At 51.0% G+C, this 15,144-nt stretch carries 10 protein-coding genes; 6 read left to right on the top strand and 4 right to left on the bottom strand.

The window, feature by feature from the left end; all coding sequences use genetic code 11:
- Positions 1-3: 3 nt before the first annotated feature.
- Both IQ256_RS01505 and IQ256_RS01500 read left to right on the top strand, forming a co-directional pair.
- Positions 4-2,496 carry a branched-chain amino acid ABC transporter ATP-binding protein/permease gene (locus IQ256_RS01505; RefSeq protein WP_193853578.1) on the top strand — a complete coding sequence of 831 codons (2,493 nt, stop codon included), beginning with the start codon at positions 4-6 and terminating at the stop codon, positions 2,494-2,496.
- Between the two features lie 88 nt (positions 2,497-2,584).
- On the top strand, positions 2,585-3,853 hold the full coding sequence (locus IQ256_RS01500) for an amidohydrolase family protein (RefSeq protein WP_193853576.1): 1,269 nt from the start codon (positions 2,585-2,587) through the stop codon (positions 3,851-3,853).
- Positions 3,854-3,876: 23 nt separating this feature from the next.
- Here the strand turns inward: IQ256_RS01500 and IQ256_RS01495 are convergent, their stop codons facing one another.
- Together IQ256_RS01495 and IQ256_RS01490 are read right to left on the bottom strand one after the other, a co-directional pair.
- Positions 3,877-5,604 (bottom strand): SulP family inorganic anion transporter, encoded by a 1,728-nt coding sequence (locus IQ256_RS01495; protein ID WP_193853574.1) that lies wholly within the window; start codon positions 5,602-5,604, stop codon positions 3,877-3,879.
- A gap of 303 nt (positions 5,605-5,907) precedes the next feature.
- Entirely contained in the window at positions 5,908-6,819 is a 912-nt protein-coding gene (locus tag IQ256_RS01490) for a pirin family protein (protein ID WP_193853572.1), read from the bottom strand.
- 138 nt (positions 6,820-6,957) lie between these two features.
- Between IQ256_RS01490 and IQ256_RS01485 the strand changes: the two genes are divergently transcribed.
- From IQ256_RS01485 to IQ256_RS01470, 4 genes are all read left to right on the top strand, one after another.
- Positions 6,958-8,301, top strand: coding sequence for an alpha/beta hydrolase (locus tag IQ256_RS01485; RefSeq protein WP_193853570.1), 1,344 nt, complete (start codon positions 6,958-6,960; stop codon positions 8,299-8,301).
- Positions 8,302-8,360: 59 nt separating this feature from the next.
- Positions 8,361-9,581, top strand: coding sequence for a family 10 glycosylhydrolase (locus tag IQ256_RS01480; RefSeq protein WP_193853568.1), 1,221 nt, complete (start codon positions 8,361-8,363; stop codon positions 9,579-9,581).
- A gap of 262 nt (positions 9,582-9,843) precedes the next feature.
- Entirely contained in the window at positions 9,844-10,038 is a 195-nt protein-coding gene (locus IQ256_RS01475; RefSeq protein ID WP_193853566.1) for a hypothetical protein, read from the top strand.
- A 36-nt stretch (positions 10,039-10,074) separates the two neighbouring features.
- Positions 10,075-11,922 carry a CHRD domain-containing protein gene (locus tag IQ256_RS01470; RefSeq protein ID WP_193853564.1) on the top strand — a complete coding sequence of 616 codons (1,848 nt, stop codon included), beginning with the start codon at positions 10,075-10,077 and terminating at the stop codon, positions 11,920-11,922.
- Positions 11,923-12,082: 160 nt separating this feature from the next.
- On the opposite strand, the gene IQ256_RS01465 is transcribed toward IQ256_RS01470, so the two are convergent.
- Positions 12,083-12,355 carry a hypothetical protein gene (locus IQ256_RS01465; RefSeq protein WP_193853562.1) on the bottom strand — a complete coding sequence of 91 codons (273 nt, stop codon included), beginning with the start codon at positions 12,353-12,355 and terminating at the stop codon, positions 12,083-12,085.
- A 45-nt stretch (positions 12,356-12,400) separates the two neighbouring features.
- Positions 12,401-14,716, bottom strand: coding sequence for a heavy metal translocating P-type ATPase (locus tag IQ256_RS01460; RefSeq protein WP_193853560.1), 2,316 nt, complete (start codon positions 14,714-14,716; stop codon positions 12,401-12,403).
- Positions 14,717-15,144 lie beyond the last annotated feature (428 nt).

The following is a 15,144-nucleotide window of genomic DNA, read 5'->3' as shown; positions in this document are numbered from 1 at the left end:
TTCATGAAAGGTCGTCTGATTGGGGGATTGATTGTCTTTGCCCTGGCGATCGCCGCCACGCTGATCGCGCCGAATACTTACTATCTGTTTGTGCTGGGCATGGTCGCGGTGACGACGATTGTCTCGGTTGGGTTGAACATTCTAGCCGGGCTGTCGGGGCAGATTTCGATTGGCCACGCGGGCTTTTTTGCGATTGGGGCCTATACCGGTAGTCTGCTGATGCTAAGGGCCGAGTGGCATTTTGGACTGGCGGCAGTGATGGCGGCGATCGCAGCGGCGGGTATGGGCGTGGCGCTCTCCGGCCCGGCGCTGCAAGTCAGCGGCCCTTATCTGGCAATGGTGACGATTGCCTTTGGCATTATCGTCGAGCGGGTCTTGATCGAGTGGGTAGGGTTGACGGGTGGCTTTGGTGGGCTCTCAGGCATTCCCAACCCGACCTTTTTAGGATTGCAGCCAGCGCTGCGAGAGAGTGTTCTTTTAGCGATCGTGCTGGCGTTTTTGTCTGTCGTCTCTTTTGCACTGCTCAAACGTCACGCTTGGGGAAAGGCTTTTCGGGCCGTACGTGATGATGCGATCGCCGCCGCCGCCGTTGGCCTCAATCCTTTTTATGTGAAAGTGATGGCGTTTGCCCTATCGGCGGCGCTGACGGGTTTAGCAGGGGTCTTTTTCGCGGTAGTGATCGGATTTGTCAGTCCTGATAGCTTTACGTTTAACCGCTCTGTTTTATTTTTACTCGCTGTTATTTTAGGTGGCTTAGGCACCGCAGAAGGGGCGTTTATCGGTGCCTGCATTCTGGTGATTTTGCCAGAATTTTTACACGATTTTACCGACTATCAGCTATTGGTCTTTGGTTTGCTGCTGCTGCTGGCTCTGCGGTTAGCCCCAGACGGTATCGCTAGTTTATTCAGCCGCTGGTCAGCGCCAGCGCCTGCTGTTCGACCGCTGGCGGTGCCGCCCGATCTGCCTAGCTTTGTCGCTGAAAACAAACAGCGATCGCCCTTAGTAATCAACAATGTCGGTATCCAGTTCGGCGGTATCAAAGCAGTCGATGGCGTTAGCCTAACCGTGCAGCCTGGCACGATTGCAGCGGTGATCGGGCCGAACGGTGCAGGTAAGACTACACTGCTAAACCTAATTAGCGGCTTCTATCGCCCTCGCTCAGGCAGTATTCAGCTTGACAAATATTCTCTTAATCGCTTGTCTAGCCGTCAGATCACCGATTTGGGCATCAGCCGCACGTTTCAAGCGACTCGGCTGTTCAATACGCTTTCTGTCTTAGACAACCTGCGGGTTGCGTTAGTCGGTAAGCGGCTGGGTCTGGTTTTGAAGGCGCTGCTGGGCATTGGCATCGCTGCTGAGCCAGAGCCAGCGCTGCTGGAAGTGCTGTCGTTTGTCGGCTATCGAGGCGATGTGCATACGGTGGCGGCAAACCTACCTTTCGTCGATCGGCGGCTGGTTGAGATTGCACGGGCGCTGGTGACCCGTCCTCAGATATTGCTGCTCGATGAGCCGGCTGCGGGGCTAAGCAAAGAAGATAAAAGGCTGTTGGCTAAGCTGATTCGCCGAATCGCCAGCAGCGGACTAAAGGTGATTTTGATCGAGCACGATATGGAGCTGGTAATGGAAATCTCTGACCAGGTGCTGGTAATGGATAGCGGCAAGGCGATCGCGCTAGGTTCACCGACTCAGGTCAAACAAGATCCGAAGGTGCTGGCTGCTTATTTAGGTGTCAGTAGCGCCGAAGCCGAACTTAGCCGGGAGACCATAGCCGCTCAAGCGTCTGTACTTAGCGTAGAGAAACTGACGACGGGCTACGATACGCTGCAAGTCTTATCAGATCTATCACTAACGGTTAACCAGGGCGAGCTGGTGACAGTCATTGGCGCAAACGGCGCAGGCAAAAGCACGCTGCTCAAAAGCCTAGTCAACTCACTGCCTATCTGGTCGGGTGAAGTCACCTTTCTAGGACAGCCGCTGCTGACAATTCCAGCACACAAAATGGCCGCGAGTGGATTGGTCTTGGTGCCAGAAGGTCGTCAGGTCATCAAGGAATTAGACGTGATCGATAATCTGCGTTTAGGTGGGTTTCATCGTCAGGACGCGCATATTGATAAGGATTTAGAACAAATGCTAGATCGGTTTCCCCGATTGCGAGAGCGGCGGCGGCAAAAGGCAGGGCTGCTGTCTGGCGGCGAACAGCAGATGCTGGCGATCGCCCGTGGTCTGATGGCCAAGCCTCGGCTCTTATTGCTGGATGAACCTTCTCTAGGGCTGGCCCCTCAGTTGGTGAGTAGTCTTTACGCAACTTTGGCAAGCCTTCGAGATGAAGGCATGACCATTTTGCTGGTAGATCAGATGGCGGCACTGGCGTTAGAGATTGCCGATCGCGCCTATTTACTAGAGACTGGCCAGATTGTCAGATCTGGCGATGCCAGAGACTGGCGGAATGACCCTGAAATTTCTCAGGTGTATCTAGGCGGCTCCGTCTCCCAATAAAAGTCTCTTAATATCTTTCAACAAAAGTCTCTTAAAGCCTTCTAATAAAAGCTTCTTAAAGTCTCCTAACAAGTCTAGATAAACAATGATGCAGAATCAATCTATTGATTTTGAGATCGATCTCAAAATTGAGAATGCGACCTTAGCAAAAGAGTCAGAGCAGCAGACGATTGCTATACGAAACGGAAAAATTATCCAGATTGCGCCAGTCATTTCTCCGCCCGCAGCGCAAACCCTTGATGCGGCAGGAAGCATTGTTGTTCCTGGTCTTGTCGATCCTCATCTTCATCTCGATAAAGCCTTTTTACTAGAAAAATCTCCGGCTCAAGCAGGCACCTTTCAAGAAGCGCTAGAAGAAACGCTGCGGCTAAAAAAAGAGTTTACGATCGAGGATATTCAAGCGCGATCGCGTCGGGTGATCGAAAATGCGATCGGCTTTGGCATTACCGCTATTCGCAGCCACGTAGAAGTCGATCCGATTCTGCAACTCACCTCGATCAAAGCGCTGCTGCCGCTAAAGCAAGAATACGCTCAGCGTCTAACACTCCAGCTTGCCATTTTTGCTCAAGAAGGCATTACCAACCAGCCCGGAACCGAACAGCTTTTGCATCAGGCGCTGACGCTAGGCGGTGACGTAATCGGCTCTGCGCCCTACACCGACCCTGACCCTGAACGCAATATCAATATTGTCTTTGACCTAGCTCAGTCTTTTGACTGCGACGTTGATTTTCATCTTGATTTTCTCGACGATGACGAGCCGCTGCTGTTTCCGATCGTGGCGCGTGAGACCATCAAGCGCGGCTGGCAAAACCGAGTTTGCCTAGGTCATATGACTCGGCTAGCTGGGCTTTCGCCTGCAAAGCTAAAAGAGGCGGCAGCGCTTTTGCGTGAGGCAGGCATTTCTATCTTGGCTTTGCCAGCTTCGGATCTCTACATGATGGCTCGCCAGGACACGCACAACGTTCGTCGCGGCGTTGCCCCGATTCAGACGCTGTTTGATCTCAATGTGAATACGGCGATCGCAACCAACAATATTCAGAACCTCTTTACCCCGTTTGGGGATGGCGACCCGCTCAAAATCTGCACGCTGCTGGCCCAAACGCTACAGCTAGGCACACAGGAGCGCCACGCTCTGTGTCTAGAGATGGCAACGACCCAGGCGGCCAAAGCGATCGGCCTGCGCGATCACCGTATCGAACCGGGCAGCGCAGCTGATCTAGTTATTCTCGGGGCAGACTCAATCTCGCAAGTCGTTGGCGCTGCGCCGGGCGATCGCATCACGATCAAATCAGGAAACATTATCTCTCAAACGCTGGTCTCTCGAACGCCAAAAGACCAACTTGTCCAGATAGTTTGACAACGCTATGCCCTTGCAGTGTATCAGGCGATTGGCTGCGGCCTGACAACGTCACTATCTTGCTGTTGGCCGCGCTGATTGATCGCGCTCAATGCCTGCTTTAGCGCTTCTGCTCGACTCGGCAAAAACTGATCCGCAGGCACAATGTCTAGCAGACCCAAACGAGTCAGGCGTTTGTAGGTTTGGCCTTTGGCACCGACGATGTAAACAGTGCGATCGCCTTCTACTGCCTCTTGGATCGAGTTTTCTAATGCTAGCGATGTGGTGACGCCTAAGTGCGGTACCTCGCTGATATCTAACACCAGCGCCTGGCAATTTTGCATCGCTGCTCGCTCTCTAGAAATCGCCTTGGCGACGCCAAAGATCATAGGCCCACTGAGACTAAACAGTAAGATTCGACCTTTCCCTTTGTCTAGTAGTAATTTTTCTTCAGCGCTGAGTGCGATCGTATCGTCGTCGTCGGTCACTGCTGTCACGCCCTTATCCGAACGCAGCATACTCAGCTTCTCAATCGTCAGCATATTCGCCACGAACACGCCTACACCCACAGCCACTACCAAGTCGACAAACACCGTTAGAAAAATGACCCCATACATAATCGCTGCCGACTTGCGCGAGATATAATGAGCCCGCTTCAAAAAGCCCCAGTCGATGATGTCGATACCCACCTTGATAATGATGCCTGCTAGCACAGAAAGCGGAATGTTCTCTGTCAGGGTACTAGCGCCTAACACCACAACCAGCAAAATTGCCGCCCGTGAGAGGCCCGACAGCGCCGTCCGTCCACCCGCTTTAATATTGACGACCGTTCCCATTGTCGCGCCCGCACCAGGCAATCCTCCTAGTAATCCCGACGCAATATTGCCAATGCCTTGACCCACTAGCTCCTTATTAGAATCGTGCTCAGTGCGAGTCAAGCTGTCTGCTACCACTGAAGTGAGTAGCGCGTCAATACAGCCCAAGGTGCCTAGTACGCCGGCATCCACCAGCATCTCGCGCATTTGAGCGCCGCTAAAAGTAGGCACCGTCAGGGTCGGCAGTGCCAAAGGAATTTCGCCAATGCGGGCCATATCTACATCGCCTGACAAGAACGTCAGCGATAGTATTGTGCCAATTATCATGGCTACTAGCTGAGGCGGCGCAAACTTTCGCAGGCCTTTAGGAAAAAAGAGAATGATTAAAACGGTAAGCAAGGTCAGAACAGCATCTCTCCAATGAGTCCCTCCAATCAATCCGGGTAAGGCTTGCAGCGTTCCCAGCACTCCGCTAGGTGGAGACTCTTCTCCTAGGACTCTAAGCCCTAAGGCTGGCATAATCTGCAAGATGATTAGAATCAGTCCAATACCCGACATAAAGCCTGATATCACGTTGTATGGCATTAGGGTGACGTATTTACCGAGCTTCAATACGCCGAGCAGTATTTGAAACACCCCAGCCATGATCACGACCGTAAAGGCCATCGCCATGCCGTTCTCTGGATTGGTTGCGACCAGTGAGGCGATTACACCGGTAATCACCACCGTCATCGGACCTGTCGGTTCAGAGATCAAGGTGGGAGTGCCACCGAACAGCGCCGCAAAAAAGCCGACTATGATCGCACCATATAGGCCAGCAGTAGGCCCAGCCCCCGAAGCTACGCCAAAAGCCAGCGCCATCGGCAGAGCGATGACCGCAGCAGTCAGGCCACCAAACAAGTCACCGCGAACGTTTTTAAAATTAATTTGATTAGTCAATTTGTAAGCTCTTTGCATAGATAAGGTATGCCCTCGGCGCGATCTCTTACCCTAGTCTCTCATGCTGACTCAAACTTTAGTTATACGTTCAAGAAAGACTATTCCTGTCTTATCCATATGCTTGAAAATCTGTCAATGCTTGGAAATCTGTAAGGCAAGACAAAACGCTGTGTATCCAAGCTAGCTAGTGCTGTTGCGAAAACAAATTGATTTGAGCAGAGAAAAAAGAACAACTCAAACCAATCGCAGCTAAATTAGCCATGACCAAGCTAGCCATGAGAGAAGCTAGTTTCAGGAAAGTGGATTAGCAGAAGCAGCCGACTAGCTTCCTCGGTTAGGTTTGTTGCTTTTTGAAGATTCGCGATCAGAAGCTGTCTCTGGTAGCGGAATGAACTCTTCCTCTTTGGGTACTTGTGGAAACCGCTTTTCTCTCCAGTATCGCTTTGCCTGCTCTATTCTTTCTGCACGACTAGAAACAAAGTTCCAATACTTTTGACGAGAGCCCAAAGGTTTACCGCCGATGACCATCGCCTGCGCTTCTGCCGCCGCGCTGATTTCTACAGGAGTTCCTGTTTCAACAATAGACAGGCAGTTTGGTCTGAGGGGCTTGCCGTCAACGAATAGACCAGGCGTTACGCTGTAAATGGCCTGCTGCTGATTATTTACAGGTAGCTGGAACTGGCTATTGGTGGCAAAAGATAGAGATAGATAGATCGTCGGAGAAAAGGTCTGTACGGGCGATGTGTGTGATCCAAATTCTCCTGCGATCAGCGTGGCCGTGGTGCCCTTTTCTTTCCACTTTGGCAAATCGTCGGCAGCATGATGAGAAAAACTCGGCTCGACTTCCTCAAATTCTTTGGGCAGGGCAATCCAGGTTTGAATGGCGTGAAGGGTGGATTTGGCTGCTCTGAAGCTGTCGGGCGATCGCTCTGAATGCACAACGCCTCTACCGGCGGTCATCCAGTTAACTTCACCCGGCACAATCTCTTGAACGACGCCTAAACTATCGCGATGTAGCAGGCTACCTTCGAGTAGATAGGTGACTGTCGCTAGGTTGATATGCGGATGCGGTCTGACATCGACACCTTCGCCCGGTGGAAAGACGGCAGGGCCGAGGTGATCAAAAAAGATGAAGGGGCCAACCATCTGGTGATCGCGATGAGGCAAACTACGCTGTACACTAAATCCGCCAAGGTCGTGCTTTTCAGGAATAAGAATTTGCTCAAGCGCCATTTCAAATTTCTCATCAGTTTCAATCTGCCAAAACTATATCGCCGAAACTTACGACTTTACCAACGTTGTTCGAGCCTGTAGCAGGTGTAGGTAGTTACAAAGACGACAGTGTACGCACGGTATACGCCTAGAAGACTTATGCAGATACTCTTTAAAGTGGTTGGTTTGATTGCTAGTGGGGCTAGCTGGCTAGCGATTGGCACTCTACTATTTTTGAGTCTGTGGATTGTGCTGCCAGCGCCTAATTTTTTCCTGCTGCCGCTGGCGGTAGGGGCACCTGCTGTGAGTCCTTTGCTAGGCGGGCTAGGAGCGATCGCACTACTCCTAACGCTGGGGCTAATAGAGTCACCGCCGCGCCCTGTGATCGCTATTTTGCTGATAGTGATCGCCCTCAACAGTCTGCCACTTTTGCAGCAGCCTCGGGCGGTAGCCACTGCGGAACGCTCAATGGCACAGGCATTTTCTCATTCATCCAAAGACAATCTAGCCAAAGACGATCTAGCTAAAGACGATCTAGCTAGGCATCAACTGGCACCCGTCCCAGCTTTCAGCCTTTCCAACTTTTTTAGAGGCATTCCGCAAGCAAATGTTCGGCATCAGGCCAAAATTCCATTCGCTAGTCCAGCGGGTGAAGACTTATTTTTAGATATGTATCAGCCGCGATCGCCGGGGCGCTATCCGGCGGTGATGATGATCTACGGCGGTGGCTGGCGAACGGGCAGCTCTGGTGCAAATGAGGCGCTTGGTCGGTTCTTGGCAAGCAGAGGATATGTAGTAGTCGCAGCAGACTATCGACATTCGCCGCAGTATCAGTTTCCAGCGCAGCTAGAGGATATTTCGGCGGCACTGGCTTTTATCCGTGACCATGCTGATGAGTATGAAATTATGCCCGATCGGATCGCGCTGTTGGGCTGGTCGGCAGGCGCTCAGCTAGCGATGCTGACTGGATTTCAAGCGCCACAGACACTGTTGTCCCAGGCATTATTATCCGAAGCACCGTTGTCCGAAATACGGTTGTCTGAAACACGGTTGTCCAAAACGCCGTTGAATTTGCCATCTACAGCAAATCAGCTTTCCGTGCGGGCCATCGTTTCTTATTACGGCCCGGTCGATCTAGCGAACGGCTATCGCAACCCCCCTCGGCCCGATCCATTAGATGTCCGCCAGGTGCTAGAAGACTACCTAGGCGGATCGCCAGACGAACGGCCCGCTGCCTATACGGAAGCGTCGCCAATCACCTATGTCAAAGCAGCTACGCCAGACTCTTTGCCCCCCGTTTTGCTAATTCATGGTGGGCGCGATCATATTGTAGAAGCGAAGTATGGCAGCTATCTGTATGAGCAGATATTGCGATCGCGCAATACAGCCGTCTGGGTCAAAATTCCTTGGGCCGAGCATGCCTTCGACAAAATCTTCAACGGTGTAGGCAATCAGATGGCACTTCATTTTCTAGAGCGCTTTTTGGCAGAGACGATTTTGTAAAGGGCGCTTTTATAAAGGGCATTGTTTATAAAAGACTGTTCTATCGACTGGCACTGACGATGTCTGCTTCATCCCAAAAATCCGGCTGTGGTTGTTTCTTCTTTTTGCTGCTTTTAGTAGTCGGAGCGGGCGTCTGGATCTTTCCTAGACTAGGGCGAATAGATATTGAGACGGCTAGAGATGGCGATCTGATCGGCGTTTTTAAACAGCTAACCACGCCCCTTCCCGACTCTGAGCTAGTTGCTGACTCGGCTAGGCCAGGTGGACTGAACGCCGCCGTACCCGAACCGCCTGCTGAAATCATTCAGATGAGCTTGCCTGAAGTTAGCCCTAGTGAGCCGCCGCCAGCCGTAGCGCCCGATGATTCTACGCTGGTTCTGCCAGAGGCTTGGTCTAAGAAAGTATTTAGAGGCATCTACTTAAGTCGGTATCAGGCGACGAACCGGGCTAGTGAGCAGATGATTCGCGATCGCGTGCGCTATTACAAACAGCAAGGCATCAACACGATTCTTCATGGCGTTTGGGGCAACGGCTGTACTATGTACAAAAGCGACGTCATGCAGCAGACGTTTGGCTATCCTAGCTGTCCTAACCAGTTTCAAGACCCTTGGCTAGACTGGCTGATTGATGAAGCTCACCAGCAGGGGATGCAGGTACATGCTTACTTTGAAAAAGGCATCAAGCTAGATAAAAACAGTCCTATCTTTGAGGTGGCAACGACCAAAGGATGGTTTGTCCCTGGAATAGATAAAACCTATCCCGGCGTAGATCACTATCTGCTAAATGTAAAAAACAAAGCGGTAGCCGATTACTTTAAAGCGATCTCGGCTGAGTTTGTCAGGCGCTATCCCACAATAGACGCCGTGCAGTGGGACGACTATGTCGGCTATCACGATGAGCTACCAGGAGAAGTCGATCGCACCGCTGTGCTCACTCAGTTTATGAGAGATATCAGGGCCGCAGTCAAGCAGGCTAATCCAGCGGTGAGTTTTGACGTGTGTCATCACAACCCGTATTGGGGAAAGCGCTATTTCGATGCCGACTGGGCCAACTGGCAGGTAGATAGAGCCTTTATTCAGGTGTATAACGATGCCAACTTTGCCGTAGAGCTAGACTACGTTGAACAGTATCAGGGAATTTCAATTTCGGATACGCAGTTTGATCGATTAGAAGCACTAGCGAACAATCCTAACGTTGAAAGCGTTCTGTTGTTTCCTGCTAATGGCAAGCCGGAAGAGACAGCTAGACGATTTGGAGAATTTTTGAGAGCGGCAAAGTAAAAGGTCTCAAATCGCCCAGGTCACGGCACTCGAAACAGAGTCGCTGAGACAGATGCTAAACCTGCATCAACAAAAGGACGCAAAAGATGAATGCAAAAATAATACGTACAAAGAGATAGATTTGGATGCATAGAAAATCTAATCCAAAAGTAGTTGCGTATGAATGCATCCAAAGTTGATATGTCCGCGTATCTCTATTACAGATCTGGGCGAACCAGGCGAACAATAACAACTGCCACCTGCACGCTAAATATGTGGACATATGTGGACGCGCATAATCCCTAACATTTGGCAGGCGCAGTACAGGCTCAGTTGCAATCGAGGCGCGATCGCAGCCACCCATTCCAATCAGACCTCATACTGCCTGATGCTAATGGCTAACGCTGATTCTCCACTGGCCTCCGTTGGCATCACTGGCCTAATTCTTATTAGCCCAATCTTTGTGAGCTGTGAATAGCCCCCCAATCAAACAACTTTACGCAGATATTAGAAAATGGCTCACATTAGCATAACAGAGCGAGTTCCTGCTCTACTGACAACAGCAGTCCTGCCGCTAGAAGAATCGCAGCAAACTGCCCCAGTGATTGAAACCGCCTCTACCGGCAGCTTTGTTGCCAGCCTAGAGGGCAACGTCCTGCGGGTCTCTGGTGAATTTAGCCAACTAACTAGTCCGCTACTGCCAGTTGGCGGCGTAGACCCTTCTGGCAATCCCGAAAGCCCTGTCCATATTCATATTGGTGAGATGGGTGCCAATGGTCCGATCATTAGAAACCTAAGAGTTATCCAAAAGCCAAATCAAGCAGATGCAGGCAGATTTACAGGCGTCTTTAAGCTGTCTGATAGCGAAGTGGCTGGCCTAATTGCAGACGGTCTGTATGTGAACTTGCACACACAGAACAACCCTAGCGGTGAACTGCGCGGTCAGGTCAATGTTGAAAGCAGCGATTTGATTTCTAGTGAAGTTTTGGCGACGGGGCTACCGCTAGAAGAAGCTCAGCAGCCAACTGACGTTGTAGATACCGCTTCTACAGGCGAGCTTTCAGTCAGTCTAAATGGAAACAAGCTGATTGTTTTAGGCAACTTCAGCGACCTGACTAGCCCGCTCTTGCCGATCGGCGGCGCGGACGCGGCTGGTAATCCTGAGAGCCCCGTCCATATCCACATGGCTGCAGCGGGTGAGAATGGGCCGATCATCAGAAATCTGACGGTAGATGAGGCCGGTGGCGACTTTAGCGGCATTTTCACTCTCGAAGACAGCCAGGTCGATAGTCTTCTGGCCGACGGTCTGTATGTGAATTTGCACACGCAAGCTAATCCTAGTGGTGAACTGCGATCGCAGCTCAATATCGACAGCACTGATCTAGGTAGTAGCGAACTCAAACCCAACAATCTTCCGCTAGAAGAATCTCAGCAAACTTCAAATGTTGTCGATACCGCGTCTACTGGTAATTTTTCTGCAACCTTGAACGGTAACCGGCTGGTTGTCTTGGGCAGCTTTGATAGCCTCACTAGTCCGCTTTTGCAGATCGGCGGCGTAGACCCAGCGGGAAACCCTGAAAGCGCTGTTCATATTCATATTGGCGAAGCAGGCGAGAACGGTCCGATTATCAGAAACCTGACGGTAGATGAAGCCGATGGTAAGTTTAGCGGTGCTTTCGATCTTTCTAATAGACAAGTTGAGGTGCTAATTGCTGACGGTTTGTATGTGAACTTACATACACAAGCCAATCCTAGCGGTGAGCTACGCGGTCAGATTGACGTTGCCCTTAGAGCAGAAGCTACGGCGGGTGACGACACTGTGCTAGGGAGCAATGGTAAAGACGTTTTGGCGGGTTTAGCTGGGAACGACATCATCAAAGGCTTTGGTGGAAGAGATATCTTACGGGGCGATGGCGATTCGTCTAGTCCCCAGGCTGGCAAACCAGGTGGGGATGACATCATCTTTGGGGGCGCAGGCAAGGATATGATCGGCGGTAAGGGCGGCAACGATATTCTCTACGGCGGCTCTGGTCAAGATAAGATCTACGGTGATGGGGGCAATGATATCCTCAGAGGCGGTAAGGGAAAAGATACCTTGTTTGGCGATACGTCTAGAGACAAGGGTAGCGATACCTTTGTGCTAGCGCGGGGCGAAGGCCGTGACAATATTATGGATTTTGAAGTTGGCAGAGACTTAATTGGCTTAGCGGATGGTCTAACGTTTGCAGATCTGTTGATCTCTGTGAGGAGTGGCTCTACGATCATATCGACCGACCACGAGAGGCTAGCGACACTGAAAGGCGTGGATGAAGTTTCTGAAAGTTTGTTTGTCGTTTTCGACGATACGACTTTGCTGGCATAGCCCCGGAAGGCCCGTAGCGTCAAGTTGACAGCCGCAAGCGGCGGCTCTCCTGAGGGTGACGCTAAACAGGTACGAAGAGAGAGGAGCTTTGAATCTGGCGTCCTTCTCTCTTTGAAAGAAATTACTTTGCAATACCTCAGCAGGATGAACAGCTCAGGGCTTACTTTTCCGTTTTAGACTTGATCTTCCTGCTGAGAAACCACCATAGCTCTAATCCAATCATGCCGAGTCCGGTAGTTGCAACGCCTGCTTTCAGACTAGTAGGCTGGTCGATGCGGTGAAACTTACCTTTGCATTCTAGAGTCTGGGCGTTAGCAGTTTGAGCAATGCTCAGAAGAATGAATGCGAGCGTAACCGATAGCATACTCACATTCAACGCTCTTCTGAGTAGTCTTTTTCTGTTTGAGCGGTTGAGTATAGAAGTTGTTTTCATAGGATCGAAGCTGCGAATTGAAGCTGCTTTTGTGGACGCGTTTTCCTAATAAAGATTGGTCGCTTGAAAGTTTCTTAGGCGCAGGGCGTTGGTCACTACCGAGAATGAACTAAACGCCATCGCCGCTCCAGCGATCATAGGGTTGAGTAGCCAGCCAAAGAGAGGATAGAGAATGCCGGCTGCAATCGGAATGCCGGCTATGTTGTAGATGAAGGCAAAGAACAGATTTTGGCGGATAGTGGTAATCGTGGCTTTACTGAGCTGAATGGCGGTAACGATGCCTCGCAGATCGCCAGAGATCAGGGTGATGTCGCTAGCTGCGATCGCCACGTCTGTGCCTGTGCCAATGGCAATGCCAACGTCGGCCTGGGCCAGCGCGGGCGCGTCATTAATGCCATCGCCGACCATCGCCACCTGTCTGTTTTGACCGCTTTGGCCGTTTCGCCTGTTTCTTTTGTTTCGCCCATACGCTTCAGACTGAAATTGCTTGATCCAATCTGCTTTTTGATCGGGGCGAACCTCTGCATGTACTTGGCGGATACCGACTGCCTGGGCGATCGCAGTGGCTGTTTGCTGATTGTCTCCAGTCAGCATAATCACCTCTAGGCCCATCTTCTGCAGTGCGCTTACTGCCTGAGCCGATGTTTTTTTAAGAGCGTCGGCAATACCCATGAGCCCTTCGGCCTTGCCATCAACAGCAATCCAAGCGGTGGTTTTTGCCGCCTGTTCCCACGCCTGCCTTTGAGATTGCAGTGACCCGGTATCAATGCTCAGCTCTTGCATCCAGCGCTCGGTGCCAATCTGCACTAAATGGCCGTCAAAGCTAGCCTGAACGCCCCTGCCGATAATGGCTTCAAAGTCTTGAACCTCATGGAGCGTTCTCTTCTCAATGCCCTGCGTTTCGGCATAGTTGACCACAGCTTCTGCTAGGGGATGCTCAGAATTTTGCTCGACAGCGGCGGCCATCTTCAACAGTTGAATTTCGTTACTGTTGGCGGTGCCTCGAACGGTGAGATAGTCAATAACTGTGGGTTTGCCTTCAGTCAGCGTACCTGTCTTGTCGACCACGATCGCTTGCAGCTTGTGGGCCCGCTCTAGGCTTTCGGCATTTTTAATCAGGATGCCATTTTCTGCGCCCTTACCTGTGCCCACCATAATCGAGGTCGGCGTCGCTAAGCCCAGCGCACAAGGGCAGGCGATGATGAGCACGCCGACTGTCGTCAGCAACGCTAGGGTGACGTTCCCCATCAGGGTGAACCAGAGAACAAATGTGAGCAGCGCGATCGCAATCACAACTGGAACAAACAGTCCGGTGACGCGATCGGCAAGTCTTTGGATCGGCGCTTTTGATCCCTGAGCCGCTTGAACAAGCTGAACAATCTGGGACAGCATGGTGTCAGCGCCTACCCGCGAAGCCCTAAACCTGAAGCTACCTGTCTTGTTAATTGTCGCGCCAATGACGGTCTCACCCGGCTCTTTCTTGACTGGCATCGGTTCTCCAGTCACCATTGATTCATCTACGGTAGAGGCCCCTGCTATGACATCGCCATCTACCGGAATCTTTTCACCTGGACGAACAACAACAATATCGCCCACAATTACATCTTCTAGTGGTAGATCAACTGCTTCTCCTTTTCTGACTACCCGAGCTGTGATAGCCTGCAGGCCCATAAGCTGACGGATCGCGTCTGAAGTCTGGCCTCTGGCTCTATCCTCTAGATATCTGCCCAGCAGCAATAGCGCAATGATTACAACGGCGGCTTCGTAATAGACGTCTGCAGCTAGATCGCGAGAAAGTAAAACGCCAGGAAACACCGTGACAAAAAGAGAATAGAGATAAGCAGATCCGGTTCCCAAAGCCACCAGCGTATTCATATTCGCTGTCCGACGCCTAAAAGCTTTCCACGCACCCACATAAAATGACTGGCCGCACCAAACCATTACCAGGGTCGCTAGCACCAGCTGCAGCCAAGGATTATGTAAGAACATTGGCCAGCTAGGCATGTTTACGCCTAGCATCATGGGCAAAGTGCCTAATATCAAAACCGCGCCAATCATACCGCTGACGATTGTTTTAGTCAGTAGTCTCTTCTGATACGCTTTTTTCTCTTCCTGCAGTTGGCTGTCTTCTTGTCTAGCGCTGAAGCTTTCCTTTGCATTAGCCTCGTAGCCCGCATCGGCAAAAGCGGTCTGAATCTTTTTGAGCGTAGTACTGCACTCGTCATATTCAATGCTGGCCTGCTCAGCGGCAAAGTTGACTTGTATGCGACTAACCCCTGACACCTGCGCGATTATAGATTCGATGTTGTTTGCACAGGCCGCACAGCTCATGCCCTTGAGTTTTAAGATGGTTGCTGTCATCGGCAGTCTCTCTTATGTATGCGCTTACGTAGACTGAGAAAAAGATAGTAGAGTTTGCTTGAATAGATGCAATCAACTAACCAATCCCTTCTACGAGTGGTTAGTAGCATAAACCCTATAGTCTGCTGCAGAGTAAAGGGGTATAGTAGAAAACTTTCATGAGTCGACTGGACATTATCTATGAACCGATCGCCTAACCTCGAAGAAACTCGATGGTTCAAAATCAAGCTTTTACTTGAATGTAGAAATATCTGAATGTGGAGATGCTGAGATGTCTGATCCCAAGGCAATCTAGGGGAGCAGTCAAAAGGATAGTTGAAGAGATTCTTACCGTTTGAGGGTGATTATCATGCAGGCGATCGCGTCTGGCAACTTGTTTAGCATTGTTCCCAGCAACTATTACATTTTCTCTGTATTGTCTTTTATTC

The sequence above is a fragment of the cf. Phormidesmis sp. LEGE 11477 genome (genome assembly GCF_015207105.1).
In the GTDB taxonomy this organism is placed as follows: domain Bacteria; phylum Cyanobacteriota; class Cyanobacteriia; order Phormidesmidales; family Phormidesmidaceae; genus Phormidesmis.
This window is presented reverse-complemented; position numbering and strand designations above follow the sequence as displayed.

Excerpts from the sequence above, each read along its gene's own strand:
- IQ256_RS01475 (WP_193853566.1), top strand. The coding sequence starts at position 9,844 with ATGTGGACGCGCATAATCCCTAACATTTGGCAGGCGCAGTACAGGCTC.
- IQ256_RS01460 (WP_193853560.1), bottom strand. The coding sequence starts at position 14,716 with ATGACAGCAACCATCTTAAAACTCAAGGGCATGAGCTGTGCGGCCTGT.
- IQ256_RS01500 (WP_193853576.1), top strand. The coding sequence starts at position 2,585 with ATGCAGAATCAATCTATTGATTTTGAGATCGATCTCAAAATTGAGAAT.
- IQ256_RS01505 (WP_193853578.1), top strand. The coding sequence starts at position 4 with ATGAAAGGTCGTCTGATTGGGGGATTGATTGTCTTTGCCCTGGCGATC.
- IQ256_RS01490 (WP_193853572.1), bottom strand. The coding sequence starts at position 6,819 with ATGGCGCTTGAGCAAATTCTTATTCCTGAAAAGCACGACCTTGGCGGA.
- IQ256_RS01470 (WP_193853564.1), top strand. The coding sequence starts at position 10,075 with ATGGCTCACATTAGCATAACAGAGCGAGTTCCTGCTCTACTGACAACA.
- IQ256_RS01485 (WP_193853570.1), top strand. The coding sequence starts at position 6,958 with ATGCAGATACTCTTTAAAGTGGTTGGTTTGATTGCTAGTGGGGCTAGC.
- IQ256_RS01495 (WP_193853574.1), bottom strand. The coding sequence starts at position 5,604 with ATGCAAAGAGCTTACAAATTGACTAATCAAATTAATTTTAAAAACGTT.
- IQ256_RS01465 (WP_193853562.1), bottom strand. The coding sequence starts at position 12,355 with ATGAAAACAACTTCTATACTCAACCGCTCAAACAGAAAAAGACTACTC.
- IQ256_RS01480 (WP_193853568.1), top strand. The coding sequence starts at position 8,361 with ATGTCTGCTTCATCCCAAAAATCCGGCTGTGGTTGTTTCTTCTTTTTG.